The organism is Pseudoroseicyclus sp. H15, assembly GCF_054353345.1.
On record NZ_JBTHJE010000002.1, the window covers coordinates 392,061 to 407,500 of the forward strand.

17 protein-coding genes and 1 tRNA gene are annotated in these 15,440 nt (G+C 65.9%); 4 read left to right on the forward strand and 14 right to left on the reverse strand.

Going from position 1 to position 15,440, the window contains the following annotated elements; all coding sequences use genetic code 11:
• Positions 1–38 precede the first annotated feature (38 nt).
• From ACXN5S_RS05765 to ACXN5S_RS05775, 3 genes are all read right to left on the reverse strand, one after another.
• Complete coding sequence (locus ACXN5S_RS05765) at positions 39–467, reverse strand: hypothetical protein (protein WP_458604451.1); 429 nt, start codon at positions 465–467, stop codon at positions 39–41.
• Entirely contained in the window at positions 460–798 is a 339-nt protein-coding gene (locus ACXN5S_RS05770) for a hypothetical protein (protein ID WP_458604452.1), read from the reverse strand. Before ACXN5S_RS05770 ends, ACXN5S_RS05765 begins: the two co-directional genes overlap by 8 nt.
• 74 nt (positions 799–872) lie before the next feature.
• Positions 873–2,147: a hypothetical protein gene (locus ACXN5S_RS05775; protein ID WP_458604453.1), complete on the reverse strand. Its 1,275-nt coding sequence runs from the start codon at positions 2,145–2,147 to the stop codon at positions 873–875.
• Between the two features lie 167 nt (positions 2,148–2,314).
• Here ACXN5S_RS05775 and ACXN5S_RS05780 point away from each other — a divergent pair, with 167 nt between their 5' ends.
• The 4 genes from ACXN5S_RS05780 to ACXN5S_RS05795 all read left to right on the forward strand — a co-directional run bounded on the left by ACXN5S_RS05780 (position 2,315) and on the right by ACXN5S_RS05795 (position 4,505).
• Positions 2,315–2,749: a hypothetical protein gene (locus ACXN5S_RS05780; protein WP_458604454.1), complete on the forward strand. Its 435-nt coding sequence runs from the start codon at positions 2,315–2,317 to the stop codon at positions 2,747–2,749.
• Positions 2,746–2,973 carry a hypothetical protein gene (locus tag ACXN5S_RS05785; protein ID WP_458604455.1) on the forward strand — a complete coding sequence of 76 codons (228 nt, stop codon included), beginning with the start codon at positions 2,746–2,748 and terminating at the stop codon, positions 2,971–2,973. Before ACXN5S_RS05780 ends, ACXN5S_RS05785 begins: the two co-directional genes overlap by 4 nt.
• A complete protein-coding gene (locus ACXN5S_RS05790) occupies positions 2,966–3,262 on the forward strand; it encodes a DUF4326 domain-containing protein (protein ID WP_458604456.1) in 297 nt (98 codons plus the stop codon). The genes ACXN5S_RS05785 and ACXN5S_RS05790 overlap by 8 nt, the downstream gene beginning before the upstream one ends.
• 166 nt (positions 3,263–3,428) lie before the next feature.
• The gene (locus ACXN5S_RS05795) at positions 3,429–4,505 is read left to right on the forward strand and encodes a tyrosine-type recombinase/integrase (RefSeq protein ID WP_458604457.1); all 1,077 of its coding nucleotides are present in this window, start codon (positions 3,429–3,431) and stop codon (positions 4,503–4,505) included.
• A 1-nt stretch (position 4,506) separates the two neighbouring features.
• On the opposite strand, the gene ACXN5S_RS05800 is transcribed toward ACXN5S_RS05795, so the two are convergent.
• From ACXN5S_RS05800 to ACXN5S_RS05850, 11 genes are all read right to left on the reverse strand, one after another.
• On the reverse strand, positions 4,507–5,040 hold the full coding sequence (locus ACXN5S_RS05800; protein ID WP_458604458.1) for a hypothetical protein: 534 nt from the start codon (positions 5,038–5,040) through the stop codon (positions 4,507–4,509).
• Positions 5,037–5,762 carry a hypothetical protein gene (locus tag ACXN5S_RS05805; protein ID WP_458604459.1) on the reverse strand — a complete coding sequence of 242 codons (726 nt, stop codon included), beginning with the start codon at positions 5,760–5,762 and terminating at the stop codon, positions 5,037–5,039. The genes ACXN5S_RS05800 and ACXN5S_RS05805 overlap by 4 nt, the downstream gene beginning before the upstream one ends.
• 204 nt (positions 5,763–5,966) lie before the next feature.
• Positions 5,967–6,056, reverse strand: a tRNA-Ser gene (locus tag ACXN5S_RS05810).
• A gap of 52 nt (positions 6,057–6,108) precedes the next feature.
• Positions 6,109–6,768 carry a histidine phosphatase family protein gene (locus ACXN5S_RS05815; RefSeq protein WP_458604460.1) on the reverse strand — a complete coding sequence of 220 codons (660 nt, stop codon included), beginning with the start codon at positions 6,766–6,768 and terminating at the stop codon, positions 6,109–6,111.
• 7 nt (positions 6,769–6,775) lie between these two features.
• Entirely contained in the window at positions 6,776–7,498 is a 723-nt protein-coding gene (locus ACXN5S_RS05820) for a M35 family metallo-endopeptidase (protein ID WP_458604461.1), read from the reverse strand.
• A gap of 47 nt (positions 7,499–7,545) precedes the next feature.
• Entirely contained in the window at positions 7,546–9,993 is a 2,448-nt protein-coding gene (locus ACXN5S_RS05825; RefSeq protein ID WP_458604462.1) for a DUF3772 domain-containing protein, read from the reverse strand.
• A 41-nt stretch (positions 9,994–10,034) separates the two neighbouring features.
• Entirely contained in the window at positions 10,035–11,069 is a 1,035-nt protein-coding gene (locus ACXN5S_RS05830) for a cysteine synthase A (RefSeq protein ID WP_458604463.1), read from the reverse strand.
• Positions 11,070–11,121: 52 nt separating this feature from the next.
• Positions 11,122–12,228, reverse strand: a complete 1,107-nt coding sequence (locus ACXN5S_RS05835; protein WP_458604464.1) for an NUDIX domain-containing protein — start codon at positions 12,226–12,228, stop codon at positions 11,122–11,124.
• A gap of 11 nt (positions 12,229–12,239) precedes the next feature.
• Entirely contained in the window at positions 12,240–12,680 is a 441-nt protein-coding gene (locus tag ACXN5S_RS05840; RefSeq protein WP_458604465.1) for a TrgA family protein, read from the reverse strand.
• 38 nt (positions 12,681–12,718) lie between these two features.
• Entirely contained in the window at positions 12,719–13,924 is a 1,206-nt protein-coding gene (locus tag ACXN5S_RS05845; RefSeq protein WP_458604466.1) for a class I SAM-dependent methyltransferase, read from the reverse strand.
• 210 nt (positions 13,925–14,134) lie between these two features.
• Positions 14,135–15,352 carry an aminotransferase class V-fold PLP-dependent enzyme gene (locus tag ACXN5S_RS05850; RefSeq protein WP_458604467.1) on the reverse strand — a complete coding sequence of 406 codons (1,218 nt, stop codon included), beginning with the start codon at positions 15,350–15,352 and terminating at the stop codon, positions 14,135–14,137.
• Positions 15,353–15,440 lie beyond the last annotated feature (88 nt).

A 15,440-nucleotide genomic window follows, 5' to 3' on the forward strand; every position in this document is an offset into this window, starting at 1 on the left:
GCCGAGGCGGGGCATGAGGATGGCGATGGGCGGAGGTCTTAGCGGCGGTGGCCGCGCAGGATGGACTTGGCGAAGGCTTTGGCCCGCGCGGCGTTGCCGTTGATCACGGCCCGCGCCAGGGCCTCTGCGCGCGTCTCGGCATTCAGGGCCGCATGTCGCCAGCTCGGGCTGTCGTTGGGCGGCGGCAGTTCGGCCGCATCCTTGCCCGCGAGGTGGTTCCGGATGGCGACACCGAGGAGGCAGAGCGTCAGCGCCGCCTTGGAGCCGATGATGAGCACCTCGGGCGTCAGCGGTTCGAGATTGCGGGCGAACATGGTGATGAGGATCGACAGGCCCAGCATTCCGAACATGGCGGCGATGAAGCGCCCGGGCGGGGTCGCCTGGGCGAACTGGTGGGCCACCCACCAGCAGAGCAGCACGGCCGAGATCGAGGTGAGGTTGTGCAGGGTGAGGATCAGCTCAGGCATCGTCGGCCTCCTGCTTCGGCAAGAAGCGGGACCGCACCGCGCGCACCGCGGCGATGCCGCCCTCGCCCATCAGGAACCCGCCGGCGAGGTAGGCGTAGACGCCAGCGCCGCTCATCACGTCGATGACATGGCCGAGGACGCCGCCAAGGAAGATGGCGGAGACCGCGCCAGCCGAGCCCTCGACCAATCGCCGCCGCCACTCTGCCTGTGGCGCGAAGACGGCCCGCACATAGGCGCCGCCGGCGCCGGAGATGATGAGCGCCACCAGGTTGTCCGGGGCGCGCTCCCACAGCTGCGCGAGCGACTGCAGGATCGTGGGCTCGCTGGCCATGAGCGGCTCCTTATGGATGAGGGTGAGAGGCTCTTGAGCCAAAGGCCGGTCGCTCGCCTCTCGCAGCAAGCTTGTCAGCTCTGCGTCCCGACGACGGTACCGTTGATCAGCAGCTTGCCCGCGTCGCTGACGGTCAGCGTATGGTAGCCTCCGCCCGGGGCGCGCAGCCTCATCCCCTGCCCCGGGGCGTTGAGCGACATGCGACCGTAGCTTTCGAGGGTCAGGAGGTCGGAGCCGTTGAACTGGTGAACGAAATCGTCTCCCTTCACCATGAACCGCGCAACACCGGTCGTTGATATATCCTGCATTGTGAGGCCGGCACCGAATACCCCGGCCTGAAGATGAAGGAGGGTAGAAGCGCCTGACCGATATGCAGAAAGCGGAACAGAGGTCGCCGGGAAGCCGCTCGGGGGAACCTGGCCTAGCCTCAGGGCGTGCTCGATCCTGTCAACGGCGAGCCGGGCGAAGAGGCGGGCCTCGTCGCTGACCTCGGGCACGTTCGTCAGCAGGATGCTGCCCCGCACCCGGTTCCCGGAGCCGTTGGTGATATGCACGAAGCCCGGTCGCACACCTTCCTGCGGCGAGCCGCGGCAGTCGAGGACGCTGTTGCGCTGGCAGTCGCCGATGATGTCGACGCCGCCCGAGAGGGAGGCCCCTTCGAGAACGTTGTTGCTCGGGACATAACCGGTGTTCTCAATGCGGACGGAGGCAATGTTCGCCGGCCAGTAAATCTGGGTTCGGTGCATGATCCGGTTACCCGTGCCGCCATCGATGCGCACAGCCGGATAGGGATAGGGCACGAGACTGCCGCCCGCGAGCCGCCCGTGGATCTTGCCGGCGAAGTAGTTGGGTCCGCTGCCAGGACCGAAGTAGAGGCACTCGAAGATCGAGCCCTCGATCTCGGTGTCGAGCGAGAAGACGATGTTGTTGCTGCCACTGTCGGCGGTGTCCGGCCCGCCGAAGTAGTTTGAGAAATCGAAGACCGCCTGCTCCTCGCCGAGAATGCCGGCCGGAATATTCGCCACGGCGGCACCCGATGCCCCGTCGGAGAGCGGCGCCCCATGTGTGAAGGTGCCCGAGACGTTCGCGAGGTAGAGCGTGCCGGTGTTGGCGGGGCCCGTCTCGAAGTGGACGATGTAGGCGGTGGCGGTGCCGTCGGTCACCGTCCGTCCGCGGGTGAAGGCTCCGGTCTGGCCGCTGTAGGGAAGACGGTAGCAGTTGCCGCCCTGGACGTTGACGACGTCCACGCGGCCCTCCCAGATCTCGCGGCCCTTGATGTGGTAGCCGTAGACCTGGAACGCATGGTTTCGGGTGACGGCGAAGTAGGACAGCAGGTTCAGGTTATACATGTTCTGCCGATTGTGCGTCGTGCTGCCCCGATAGCGGAGGCCGACGAACCGTCGGCCGTGGCCGACTGGATGAAGTGCGCGGCGCGCATCACGCCAGTAGCCGACGGCGCCTCTGACGAGGCGCGCCCTGACAGCCGCGCTCTCTCTCTTTCGTAGGAGCTCAGACGATGAACGCTATCTTCGACACCCTCACCCGGCTTAGCGATGAGCTCGACCAGATGCCTATGAAGGACATGCCGGAGCGTCTCGCAACCGAGATCCTCGAGCAAGGCGGCGCCTTTCCCCGAGCCGACTTCGAGAACGGCAAGATTCATGCCATGGCACAGTTTCGCCTGCATGGCGTGATGGCGACCGCACCGACGCCGATGCAGGCCGCGGATCTCTGGCGCTGCGAGGCTCGCACCGTCCTAGGCGGCTACGATGCACCCGCGAGCGATCTCACCGTCCGCAAGGCTCAGCTGCGCTGGCTGGCCAGCACACCCGTTGTTCGTCTCCCGCCCAACATTCTCTGCCGCTGGGCTACGCTCGCCTTGGCCATCAGCGACGACTTCGACACCCGCCGCCGCGCGGCGCGGGTGCTGAAAAAGGAGGTCGCAGCATGAGCCGCCCCTTCGCCATCGTACTCGCCTTCGGATGCCTCATCGCGATGACCGGCATGGCCCAAGCCGGCACCGACGGCATCGGCCCCCCGATCCTCTTGGCGGTCACGCATTGTGCCGCAGCGGCCTTCGGGGCAATCGCCGGCACGCTCTACCTCATCCTGCTGATCGGCGGGAGCGCGGAGCGCGATCCGGCCTCGGAGCTTCGGGAGCGCGACCATGACTGAGCGCATTCAGCTCTCCCGCCGAAAAGGCTGGCGCAAGCCCGAGGGCGCCATTGTCGTCGCTCGCCCCAGCCGGTGGGGGAACCCCTATGCTGTCTCCACGAAGAATATCGACCGGGCCTATGCCGTACGTCTCTTCGAAGAATACCTTGCACGGCCCGAGCAGGCCGAGCTGAGGAAGGCGGTGCGGGCTGAGCTGCGCGGGAAGGAACTGTGCTGCTGGTGCCCGCTCGACGAGCCGTGCCACGCCGACGTGCTGCTGCGGGTCGCGAATGAGGAGGCCGAAGACTGATGCCCGCTGCGCGCCCCACCCCGGCCGCGATCCGACGCGCTATCGAGGCAACGAAGGCAGCTGGCTTGGAGGTTGGCGCGGTGGTGGTCGAGCGTGACGGGAGCGTGAGAATACTTGTCGGGCCGACCGGAGTGCCCATAACCTCGCCCGAGAGCGAGGAAAGCGCATGGGATCACAAATTCGGAATGGCATCGTGAGCCTCACGGGCATCAAGACCGTCCGCAAGAAAGGCAAGACCTACCTCTACTTCCAGCGCCGTGGCCAGCCGCTCATTCGACTGCCTGACCTACCGATGGATGACCCAGTCTTCCTGCGGGCCTACGCCGAAGCGAAATCCAGATCACCGGAGCCGCCCGCAGTTGCCGCGGGCTCTATCGCCGCTTTGGTAAGGGCAGCCCTATCATCTGATCGCTACCGATCATTTCGGCCAGCGACAAAAGAGATGATGCGCCGCCACCTGGATGAGGTGCGCCGCGAGCACGGCGCGCTTCCTGCGCGCGGGCTTCGCTCCCGCCACATCGCGCGCGACGTCGCCGACGCAAATGTGCCGGGCCACCGTCTGCGCGCATGGCGGTTCATGTGCTCGTGGGCTGCAGATCCCGGTGTCGGTCTTCTCGCCAGGAACGAGGCCCTGGACGTGGCAATGCCGAAGAGCGCGCCGAGCGATGGCCACGTCCCATGGTCGAGAGACGACGTCGCGCTCTTCCGCGCGCGATGGCCTATCGGGTCGACAAGTCGGGCAATCTTCGAAGTGCTGCACTGGACAGGCGCCCGGATCAGCGACGCGGTCATGATCGGCCCCGGCATGGTTGACCGATCGGGCGTGCTGTCGTTTCGGCAGGTAAAGACAGGGGGCGATGCGCACGTGCCTTGGACATGCCCCCTGCCCCGCTACGCCCTTCACCTGGCAGGAGATCGCCAGCTTATGTTGGCGGCCATCGCGCCCCTGAGCGGGCACATGACCTTCCTACCTACGAAGCAGGGCACCCGCCGGTCTCACAAGGCAATTGGAGGCGATGTCCGCGCTGCTGCGAAGGAAGCCGGCATCAGCAAGACCGCCCATGGCCTTCGCAAGACGCGCTCGATCGAGCTTGCCGAGGGCGGAGCGACGGCAACCCAGATCATGGCCTGGACAGGCCATATGAGCCTCAGGGAGGCGGAGCGCTACACCCGCGGCGCAGACCGACGACGCGCGGTCATAGGGAAAGAACAGGACCAGCCCCCGGTAAAATCAAACGGATAGATCATCGCAGCGGATCGAAGAGATCTCCGTGCAGGTATTTATCTTGAAGAGGTATCTCCCAAGAATGCACTGCCTCAATCCCTGCTAGTTTAGCGAACCGCCCTTGTCGATCATCATCTGTAAGAATCTTGGACGCTCCGCTAGCTTTACCTATCGCCACGATCTGAAGATCCATTTTGACAAACTGCCAACTGGCTGCCGTCTCGCTTTTGATCTCTCGAATTGCGCCGCGACTAGATCGGATAAGATCCGAAAACTCGACCGAAGCCTTCGTGTCAAAGGGGGCCACCACAATACACGCACTCGCACGAAGCGTTTCAATAAGTGAAGTTGGGTTGTTGACATTGCACATTGATTCCGCAAGCGCTGGAGCAGGGACTATGAGCTGCTCCGACCTTTTTGACATGCTATCTAGAAGGCCACTCAAGCGATCTTGGATGTGCTCGGCGGGCTCACCCGTTTCAGGATTCGGACGCGCCTTCGCCATCGGGTTTAAGAGCAGGGTCAGAATACTGTTGTCGATTACCGTGATCACGCCCGAGAAATGCCCCCATCAAGCTCCTCGAAAGGATCGTCAGTCCAAATCAGATTTAGCTCGCGCACCCTCGAAATCGCTTCAAGAACACTTATGTTGTCGACCACACTTATTTCGCTAACTGCAATTCCAGTGCAGGACCATGCCCCCCCTTCATCTTTAACCCACTCCCCGATCCCAGACATGCGGACATATTTTCGGTAGTATGCACCGAGCGTGTTTATTAGTTGACCGCTAACAGAACCATAAATCAACGCGCCATCGTTCATAGGACGAATACGCACTCTGGCGCCGCCATCCTTGTCATCTACAATTCCTGCGATCCGGCCTGTAATCGAACCGAACTCTGTAACGGAGATTCGCTTGACCTTAGAAGCACTCTTTGGGAAATGAACTACGGTCCCGGACCGTTCAATAACCCTAGCAGGATGCCGATCTTCCGCAGCCATCTGCGTGAGCTTCTCGAAAGCGCTCACTGCGTCGCGCGGCCCTTCCCCGCGACTAGCATCGAATACCCGACGACGGCCTGCAGACAGACCTCCATCCTGGGTTAAGCTGGCCGCTATACAAGTGGAGCCCTCTCTCACGCCTGAGAACAGAGGGCCGCTTTGCTTGCCAAGCAGCGACGAGAATTCGGCCATATACTGAGCCATTCGAGCCATTGGGACTTGATCCGGCTTCACGCCTTTTAGCTCGAAAACCAGCTCGTTGCTTCCACGCATCGCTGAACGCCTCCAAACCTCACACTACGAAGCCCCGGCTTATAATATAGGGTCGACATCGCTCTCGGTGAGGAGAGCTCTTAATGGTCACACCTTTACCACAGGATAGCAGCGGCAAAACAAAAGAAGAACATTGGAAACCATTCCTGACAAATGTGGAAACTGAACAGTTTTCACATAAAATACAGATACTTAGGGAAGGGGTGGCGGACAGTGAGGGATTCGAACCCTCGAGACGGTCTCCCGCCTACACACTTTCCAGGCGTGCGCCTTCGACCACTCGGCCAACTGTCCAGCCCGGGCTAATTGGCAAAACCGCGAAGGGATTGCAAGGGCGGAACGGGCCTCAAGTGTAGCTGCGAAGGGGCCGCCGCTCGGGGCCGGCCAAATGCGGCAGGGCGTTGAACATATCCAGCCGCAGCGGACCGTCGCCGGCGACGAGGCGGTGCATCGAGCTGTTCTCGATCTGTAGCGCCAGATGAGCGAAGGCATGCACGCCCAGCCCCATTGCGACCTTCAGCGCCATGGCAATCACCCCGCCGGAGGTGACGAGCATGCTCTGCTCGCGGCCCGCTGCCGCGTCGAGCGCCGCGGTGATGCGCGCCTCGAAGTCAGCGAAGCTTTCTCGCGGGGTGCCGATGCGGCCTTCGGACCAGGCCTCCATCACCTGCGGCATGTGGGTGAGAAAGCTGGCGCGGTCGGTGGGGAATGGCAGGGCGTGGCGAGAATGGGCATCGGCGGTGAGGCCGAAGTAATCGAGCTCGTCGAGCCGTGGGTCGACGGCGGCCTCCGCGCCCAGCTCTGCCCCGATCAGCGCCGCCGTCTGGCGCTGGCGGTGGAGCTGGCCGGAGATGAGCCGGCCGCCGCCCTCGCCCGTCTCGGCCAGGTACGTGCCCAGCCAGCGCGCCTGGCGCTGGCCCTGCTCCGATAGGCTGTCGTAGCTCGCCTCGTCCTGCGCGCCGGTCTGCGCCTGCCCGTGGCGGATAAGAAGGATGTGTGAGCTCACGGCGTCGCTATTGCCCGGTATCGCGGCAGGTCAGGCAGCCAGGCGTGCGCTCGGCCCTCATCGGCAGCGTGCGGTCGATCGGGCTGGGCATCTGCTGCCCGCCAAGCAGCTCTTCGGGCAAGGGCGCTGGGAAGAAGGTCACGTCTTCGGCGAAATACTGGTAGCTGTCGGCATTGCGGATCGCGCCGGCCGGGTCGCGCCGGGCCATGCCAGAGCAATGGATGCGCGAGTAGCAGAGGTCCTCGGTATCGGCGACGACGCGGAAATGGCTCATCTCGTGAATGATCGTGCCCTCGCGCGTGCCGTTATCGAGCTCGGGGTCGCCGGGACGGTGATCGGTCATGTTCGGCTGGTCGAAGAAGGCCGGGCAGAGGTTGATGACGTAGGGCTCGTCGGGGAAGACGTTGGCATAGGTGTCGCGCAGGCAGCCATCCTCGCCGAGGCTGGGGCAGATGCCGACCATGTTGTCGCTGATCAGCGCGCGGTTGATGGCCTTGAGGTTGCGGCGCACCGTCTCGCCCCGGCTAACGCTGTAATAGCCGAACCAGCGGGTGAACTGGTCGCTGTCGCGCACCGAAGCTGCGGCGGCCAGAACGATGGCGCCCGCACCGGCGAAAGCCTCCTCCGCCACCGCGATTTCGGTCTTCGCGCAACGCTCGAAGGTGGCGGCCAGGGCTGCGGCGGGCAGGAAGAGCGCCATCGTGGCGCCGATCAGGAAACGAAGAGACATGGGATGGATCATAGCCGCGCGGCTGGCGGGGGCCAACAGGGGGAATGTCACACCTGCTCTCCCTCCCCCGGGGTCCCGGGCACCCGCTCGGCCCGTGGCAGCGTCTCGGGGTTGCGCAGCCAAAGGTCGTGCTGCGCGAAGGGGATCTCGATGCCTTCTTCGGCGAAACGGGCGTTAATGGCGTGGTGGAGGTTGTTCTGCACCTCGAGGATCGTGCCGATCTCGCGCAGGATCACCCGCACCTCGAAATCGAGCGACGAGGCGCCGAAGCCCATGAACAGGATCTGCGGCGGCGGCACGAGGATGACCTGCGGCTGCTCTTCGGCGATCTCGCGCAGGATGCGGTCGACCTTGGCCGTATCGGTGCCATAGGCCACGCCGACATGCACGATCAGCCGGCCCACGGCGTTGCCGCGCGTCCAGTTCGTCACCTGCCCTGCCACCAGGTCCGAGTTGGGGATGATGACATCGCGCCGGTCGAAGGTTTCGATGCGGGTCGAGCGGACAGAGATCGCCTTGACGATGCCCATCTGGTCGCCCGCCTCGATCCAGTCGCCTTCCGAGATCGGGCGCTCGATCAGCAGAATGATGCCCGAGACGAAGTTCGATACAATGGTCTGCAGGCCGAAGCCGACACCCACGGTGAGCGCCCCGGCGACGATGGCGAGCGAGGAGAGGTCTACCCCCACGGCCACGATGGCCACCACGGCGGCGAGGAAGATGCCGATATAGCCGACGCCGGAGATAATGGCGTTTCGCGCGCCCACATCCAGCCGCGTGCGCGGCAGCACGGCGGCCCGCAGGGTGGATTGGAACAGCCGCGTCAGCGCGTAGCCGATGGCGAAGAGCAGCAGGAAGATCAGGAAGTCGGTGGGCGAGATGCGGGATTCGCCCAAGGTGTAGCCCTCGCGGAAGCGCACCCAGAGGTCGTGCAGATCATCCACCCGCGCGCCCCAGATCAGGGCCAGCACCGGCACCGCCACAACAGCGAGGAGTAGCGCGATCAGCACCGGCAGCAGCGGCCCCGTCTCTTCGGAATCCTCGGGCCGGTGCGAGATGAGCGCGGCATAGAGATCCGCTGTCAGCCGCTGTAGCAGCACGACGATGGCGATCAGGCCGAGGGTCAAGACAGCGGGCGTCAGCACCGCGTCGGCGGCATTGCTGTAGCCCCCGGTCGACAAGAGCCCGCCCACGACGGCGCCGATCATCGCGGCCTGTCCAAGAAAGCGCATCAGGCCCTGCCGGTAGGCGCTGACATTGGTGGTGTCGTCCTCATCCGGCTGGGCAGCCATCGTCTGGCCAAGGCGGAACAACACGAAGGCCAGCATCAAGTCGACGGGATAGCGCAGCACCGCCTGCACCGCGCCTTCGGTTTCAACTGCGGGCAGGATGCCGGTGATGATGACGTTGAGCGCCAGCACCCAGCCGAGCAGGCTCGACAGGCGGGCCGCCTGCAGGCGCTTGGGCTCCGCCATGCCCGCGCCTGTCGCGGGGCCGTGGCGGAAGATTTCCTCCGCCAGCCAGTTGGCGGCGATGATGCAGATGCCGGCCAGCGGGATGCGCGCGATCAGGGCTTCCGACCTTGGGCCGAAGAAATTGCTCTGCTCCATCACCGCCGAGACGAGCAGCAGCCCCAGGATCGGCAGGACAAGCTCGGCAAAGGCCAGCAGCGCCCGCATCAGCCGGACGCGCGACCATTCCTTGCGGTGCGGCGCCATCAGGTCGAGCCAGCGCTTGGCGGGCAGCAGGAAGAGGAGCGCCACGGCCAGGGCCATGAGCAGCCCGCCGGCCTCTCCGGCAAGCGCAGACCAACGGGCCGGGCTGCGCAGGCGGGACGTCAGCTCGGCAACGATGGCTGTGGCGCCCTGCCCCAGCGCGGCGCCGGCCTCGGGCCAGAGGGCTGGGTTCAGCGGCGTGGGGTTGCGGGCGAAGAGCTGCTCGGCCTGGCGGGCACCGGAGAGCGCGTCGATCTCGGCGATCAGGCCGTTGGCCTCGGCGAGCCGTTCGGCGGCCAGCAGGCGCGGCGCCACCAGACGGCGCCGCTCGGCCAGCAGGTTGTCGCGAAGCGCGGCGACCTCGTCGGTGACATCGGCGTCAGGCGCGCCCAAGGCGGCGATCTGCGCGTCGATGGTGGCAAGGCGGCCGGCGTTGAGGGTCTGCTCGGCGAGGAAGGCGTCGCGCCAGCCGGAGATTTCGCTGCGCAGGGTGCGGAGGGCGAAGTCACTGGCGGCGCCCGCCTCCGACAGGTCGGCGGCGCGCTCGGCGACGAGATCCCATTCGGCGAGCTGGTCTTCGTTCAGCCGTTCGTCGATCAGCGGCGGGCCGGCGCGCGCATCCTGGGCGTTGGCGCCGACATCGGGGGCGGAGGGCGCTTCCTCTGCAGGCTCTTCCGCCGCCGGTTCAGACCCGCCGGGAATGAGGCCGCCGAGATCCTGCGCCGGCAGCGCCGTGGCGCCGAAGAGCAGCGCCAGCCAAAGCGCGGCCAGCAGGCGCATCACGGCGCCTGCCCGGCCAGCCAAGCCCTGACGGTCGGCTCTCACACGTCCTCGAAGACGCCCGGGATGGATTCCGGCCCCCGTTCGAGCCAGCCGGGCAGCGGCAGGTTCTTGGAGCGGAGAAAATCGGGGTTGAACAGCTTCGACTGGTAGCGCGTGCCGTAGTCGCACAGCACCGTCACGATAGTGTGCCCCGGCCCCATCTCGCGGGCCAGATGCATGGCGCCGGCGATATTGACGCCGGCCGAGCCGCCCACGCACAGCCCCTCGTGCTGCAGCAGATCGAAGACGACCGGCAGCGCCTCTTCGTCGGAGATCTTGTAGGCGAAATCCGGCCGGAAGCCTTCGAGATTGGCGGTGATCCGCCCCTGCCCGATGCCTTCGGTGATCGAGCTGCCCTCGGCCTTGGCCTCGCCCTCGGTGTAAATCGAGTAGATCGCCGAGCCGCCGGGATCGGCGAGAGCTACCTTCACGCCCTTCGGCTGCAGCGCCATGCCAGTGCCCGCCAGCGTGCCGCCGGTGCCGACAGAGGCCACGAAGCCATCGACCTTGCCGTCGGTCTGCGCCCAGATCTCGGGGCCTGTGCCCTGCTCATGCGCATCGCGGTTGGCGGTATTGTCGAACTGGTTGGCCCAGATGGCACCGTTGGGCTCGCTCTTGGCGAGCTCGGCGGCCAGCCGCTCGGAGTAGCGGACGTAGTTGTTGGGGTTCTTGTAGGGCACCGCCGGCACCTGCACGAGCTGCGCGCCGGCCAGGCGGATCATGTCCTTCTTTTCCTGGCTCTGCGTCTCGGGGATGACGATGACGGTCTTGAAGCCCATCGAGGCGCCGACGAGCGCGAGCCCGATGCCGGTATTGCCGGCCGTGCCTTCCACGATGGTGCCGCCGGGGCGCAGCTCGCCGCGGCGCACGGCATCCTGAATGATGTAGAGGGCGGCACGGTCCTTCACGGACTGGCCGGGGTTCATGAACTCCGCCTTGCCATAGATATCGCAGCCCGTCGCTTCGGAAGCGGCGCGCAGGCGGATCAACGGCGTGTTGCCGATGGAATGGGCGAGGTCGGCGTGGATGGTCATGATTTTAGCCCTTGTTGAACGCCCAAATGTCTAGGCGCCGGGGAGACGGGGTTCAAGCCGCCGCCCGCTCCAGGGCATAGAGCATGGTGATCAGCGTGCCGATGTTTATCTCGCCGCTGGCCACAAGGCCGAGCGCGCGTTCCAGAGACATCACGTGAACGCGGATATCTTCCCCCTCTTCCTCCAGACCGCCATACCAGGTGTCTTCTTTCTCCAGCCGGGTCTCGCCGGCGAAGCAATGGAAGAAATCGGTGTTGGTGCCGGGCGAGGGATAGAACGAGAAGAGATGCCGCAGTGAAGTGAGCGTGACGCCCCCCTCCTCCTCGGCCTCGCGCCGGGCAGCCTGCTCGGGCGTCTCACCGGGGTCGATGATGCCGGCCACCGGCTCGAGCACCCAGGGGTGAGGGTCGCCCCGCAGCGCCGGGCCGGCGCGGAATTGCTCGACCATCAGCACGAGGCGGCGCTCAGGGTCCCACGGCAGCACGAGGGCGGCATCGACGCCGGTAAAGACCTCGCGGCTGACATCGCGCTCCCAGCCGCCGTTGAAGCGGCGATGGGCGAGCGTCAGGCCAGAGAGCTTGAAGAAGCCGCCATGGAGCGGCGCGGCGCGTTTGACCTCAAAGTCGCCGGGCTCCGCGGCATGGCGCTGCGTCGCGGGCCCGGGATGCGCCCGGGCGCGCAGGCGGGCGTCGGCACGCACCTCCATCATGCGGAACTGGCGGGCCAGCTCTTCCGGCGGGAGGCGCGGCTCGTGCAGGTCGATCTCCGTTGCCGCCTCGCGCATGCGTGGCCCGTCTTCCTGCTGCCAGGTCTCCAGGCTCCACGGGGTGCCGGCGCTGAGGTGATCGGCGGGCGGCAGGTAGACATCGGCGGTCACCCGCTCGCCCGCCGCCTGAACCTCGACCTGCCCTAAGCGGTAGCCCCAGGGCAGCTCGTAATCGTCGAGCCGGCTGCGCTGCTCGCCCGACAGGCCGCGCACCAGAAGGCCTTCGACCGTCGCCCCCTCGCGCTGCAGCAGCACCGGCAGGTCAACTCCCTCGGCCCGGTCGGTGGCCCAGCCTGGCAGGCGGGCGGGCATGGGCTCGCCCGGCCCTTCCCCGGCGACAGCGGCAAAGAGAGCGGCATCGCGCAGCGTGCCGTAGAGAAACAGATCAGTCATGAAGGTTCAGGTCACCTTGCCCTGTGAGAGACGAATTCCACCACCGCGCCGATGAGCACGCCGCCGATGGCCAGCGTCAGGACAACCTCCTGCACCGCCACGATCTGGGCATTCTCCCACATGAAACGGAAGACATCGACCAGCGCCTCGACGGGGCCGTCGTAGACCTTGTCGAAAGACCGGTCGATCATCTGGGCGAACGAGAACAGAAACAGCGCCCACAGAAACACCGCCGCCGCCGTCGTCAGCCCCACGCCCAGCGCGGTGACATAGCCGTGCCCTGCCCGCTGGCCCAGCACGAGCCATCCCACCACGAGCGCAATGCCGGCGTTCAGATAGATGAACCGCGGCCCGATGACGCCGTCGGGATAGAGCGAAGCCACCGAACTGGCGACGATCAGCGCCAGGCCGGCAAACAGCAGGGCCGAGACCATCTTCGCCGCCGTTGGCATAACCTCGCCCCGCCTCGCCCGCTTGGCCGCGCCGGCGATCAGGCCGGGCGGCGCACCGTCATCTGCGTGACATCGCAGTTTCCGGATCGGAATGTGGCGGCGCAGGCGGTGAGATAGAAGCTCCAAAGACGCTTGAAGCGGTCATCGAAGCCGAGCGTTGCAATCTCGTCCCAGCGCGACGTGAAGCTGTCGTACCAGATGCGCAGGGTCTGGCTGTAGCTCTGGCCGAAGGTGATGGCGCCACTGACATTCAGCCCCGCCTTGTCGATCTCGTGCCGCAGCACGCCGGGGCTGGGCAGCATGCCGCCAGGGAAGATGTATTTCTGGATGAAATCGACAGAGCGGCGGTACACATCCCACCGCCTGTCCTGAATGGTGATGATCTGGAAGGTGCCCTGCGCGCCGGGCTTCAGCCGCTCGCGTACCGTGCTCCAATAGGCCGGCCAGTAGCGCTCGCCTACCGCCTCGAACATCTCGATCGAGGCGATGCCGTCGTAGCGCCCCGCCTCGTCGCGGTAATCCTGCAGCTTCAGCTCGACCAGGTCGGAGAGCCCGGCCTTCTCGATGCGCTTCTGCGCGAAGTCCAGCTGCGAGGGAGAGATGGTCAGTCCCGTGACCCTGAGCCCCCGCTCCTTGGCGGCGTATTCTGCGAAGCCGCCCCAGCCGCAGCCGATCTCCAGCACATGGTCGCCGGGCTTCACGCCCATCTGGTCGACCATCGAGGCATATTTGGCCGTCTGCGCCGATTCCAGGCTTTGGGTGCCATCCTCGAACAGGGCCGAGGAATAGGTCATCGTATCGTCAAGCCACAGACGGTAGAACTCGTTGCCGAGGTCGTAATGCGCCTCGATGTTCTTCTTCGCCTGCCGCTTGGTGTTGGAGTTCAGCCAGAAGCGGATGCGCTCATAGAGCGCCGGCAGCGAGCGCGAGGGGAAACCGTCGAAGATGTCGTCGCCGGCCTCGTGGAAGAAATCCATGAAGTTCTGCAGATCTGGCGTCGACCACCAGCCGTCCATATAGGCTTCGCAAAAGCCGAGGTCGCCCTCGCGGATCAGCCGGGCGAAGAGGTCATCGTTGTGGATGTGCAGCACCGCGTGGCGCCCCGGCTCTGGCCCTTCCAGCAGGAAGACGCGGCCATCCGGCAGGGTGATCTCGCAGCGGCCGCATTTGAGGGCCTTCATCTTCTCGAAGGCCGGGGCGAAGTAACGGGGCAGCCCCGCCTGGCCATCAGTACTCGTCAACATTTCGGTGTCCTCATCTGGCCTGCTGTCCGGGCTGGCTGATGTCAAAAAACGGGTCTGCCGGCGGCGCGGGTTAACCCTCGCGCGGCAGGCAACGCGGCAAGCTTGCCCCGATTGGGAGGGCGGGGCAAGCATTTGGGCGCCGCGGCCACATGCGGGAAAGTCACGTCATGCCTTGAATTGACGCGATATTTTGCCGCGCCGGGGCGGTGCCTAAAGCACCGCGTCGAGCCCGGTGATGAGTTGCTCGATCTCGGCGGCGCTGGTGTAATGGGTAAACGACACGCGCAGAACGCCCGTCTCGGGCGAGACGCCCAGCACGGTGAGCGGCCGCACGGCATAGAAGTCGCCGCCCCCCGCCATCACCTTGTGCTCCGCCAGCCGCCGCGCCACCGGCTCGGCCGGCTCGTTCAGCGCGACGGCCACTGTCGGCGCCCGCCCGTCGGCCTTACGAGGCCCAAGCAGCCGCACATCGTTGCGGGCGGACAGGTAGTCGAGCAGCGGGGGAAGCAGCGCCGTCTCGCGTGCCCGCATCGCCTTGTGAGCCGCCCGCGCGGCTGCGGCGCCCTTGGCCGCCTGCCCATGATGGGCGGCGAAATCTTCCATGTAATCGGCCATGCCGGCACAGGCGGCGACCTGGGCATGGTCGGGCCCGGCGGGCGTGAATTTCTTGTAGAGCACGTCGTTGTTGAAGGAATGCCCCTGCCCCGGCAGCTCGCCCCCGAAGCCCTCGCGGATCACCATCAGCCCCTGATGCGGACCGTAGGTCTTGTAGGCCGAGAACAGATAGACGTCCGCCCCCAGCGCGCCGACATCCGGCAGCCCGTGCGGCGCGTAGGAGACGCCGTCGACCACTGTGCGCGCCCCCGCCTCGCGGGCCATGGCGCAGATCGCCGCGACATCGTTGATCTCGCCCACGACGTTCGAGCAATGCGGAAAGCAGAGCAGCCGGACGCCCTCCAGCAGCTCGGGCAGATCGTCCAGCGGCAGCGAGCCGGTCTCAGGGTCGATCTTCCATTCGCGAACCTCAAGGCCCGCTTTCTCCAGCCGGCGCCAGACGCCGGCATTGGCCTCGTGATCCTGCTGCGAGACGACGATGGCCTCGCCCGGCTGCAGCCAGCCGCGCACCGCCTCGGCCAGCACATAGGTGTTCTGACTGGTGGAGGGGCCGAAGGAGAGCTCATGGCTCGCCACGCCCAGCATCTCGGCCAGCCGGGCGCGCGCCTCGTCCATCTCTGCCCCGCCGGCCTCTGAGGCGGGGTAAGGCGCATAGGGCTGCACCTTGCGCTGAAGGTAGAAGCGGCTCAGCCGGTCGATGACCTGGCGGCAGGTGTAGGAGCCGCCGGCATTCTCGAAGAAGGCCCAGCCCTGCAGCGACGGCTCGGAGAAGGCCGGAAACTGGGCGCGAACCCATGTGTCGTCGAATGTCATCTGCCGCTCCCCTTTTGCTTGGCGGGGAGGTGGCCAGCGCGGGGCCGGGAAGTCAATGCGCTGGCCGGGCTCGGGCGCACCCTACGCT

Bases quoted from the DNA above. Each gene is read 5' to 3' on its own strand.
- ACXN5S_RS05805 (WP_458604459.1), bottom strand. From the start codon at position 5,762: ATGCGTGGAAGCAACGAGCTGGTTTTCGAGCTAAAAGGCGTGAAGCCG.
- ACXN5S_RS05830 (WP_458604463.1), bottom strand. From the start codon at position 11,069: ATGACCATCCACGCCGACCTCGCCCATTCCATCGGCAACACGCCGTTG.
- ACXN5S_RS05785 (WP_458604455.1), top strand. From the start codon at position 2,746: ATGAGCCGCCCCTTCGCCATCGTACTCGCCTTCGGATGCCTCATCGCG.
- ACXN5S_RS05775 (WP_458604453.1), bottom strand. From the start codon at position 2,147: ATGTATAACCTGAACCTGCTGTCCTACTTCGCCGTCACCCGAAACCAT.
- ACXN5S_RS05770 (WP_458604452.1), bottom strand. From the start codon at position 798: ATGGCCAGCGAGCCCACGATCCTGCAGTCGCTCGCGCAGCTGTGGGAG.
- ACXN5S_RS05795 (WP_458604457.1), top strand. From the start codon at position 3,429: ATGGGATCACAAATTCGGAATGGCATCGTGAGCCTCACGGGCATCAAG.
- ACXN5S_RS05790 (WP_458604456.1), top strand. From the start codon at position 2,966: ATGACTGAGCGCATTCAGCTCTCCCGCCGAAAAGGCTGGCGCAAGCCC.
- ACXN5S_RS05835 (WP_458604464.1), bottom strand. From the start codon at position 12,228: ATGACTGATCTGTTTCTCTACGGCACGCTGCGCGATGCCGCTCTCTTT.
- ACXN5S_RS05825 (WP_458604462.1), bottom strand. From the start codon at position 9,993: ATGCGCCTGCTGGCCGCGCTTTGGCTGGCGCTGCTCTTCGGCGCCACG.
- ACXN5S_RS05765 (WP_458604451.1), bottom strand. From the start codon at position 467: ATGCCTGAGCTGATCCTCACCCTGCACAACCTCACCTCGATCTCGGCC.
- ACXN5S_RS05845 (WP_458604466.1), bottom strand. From the start codon at position 13,924: ATGTTGACGAGTACTGATGGCCAGGCGGGGCTGCCCCGTTACTTCGCC.
- ACXN5S_RS05840 (WP_458604465.1), bottom strand. From the start codon at position 12,680: ATGCCAACGGCGGCGAAGATGGTCTCGGCCCTGCTGTTTGCCGGCCTG.
- ACXN5S_RS05850 (WP_458604467.1), bottom strand. From the start codon at position 15,352: ATGACATTCGACGACACATGGGTTCGCGCCCAGTTTCCGGCCTTCTCC.
- ACXN5S_RS05820 (WP_458604461.1), bottom strand. From the start codon at position 7,498: ATGTCTCTTCGTTTCCTGATCGGCGCCACGATGGCGCTCTTCCTGCCC.
- ACXN5S_RS05780 (WP_458604454.1), top strand. From the start codon at position 2,315: ATGAACGCTATCTTCGACACCCTCACCCGGCTTAGCGATGAGCTCGAC.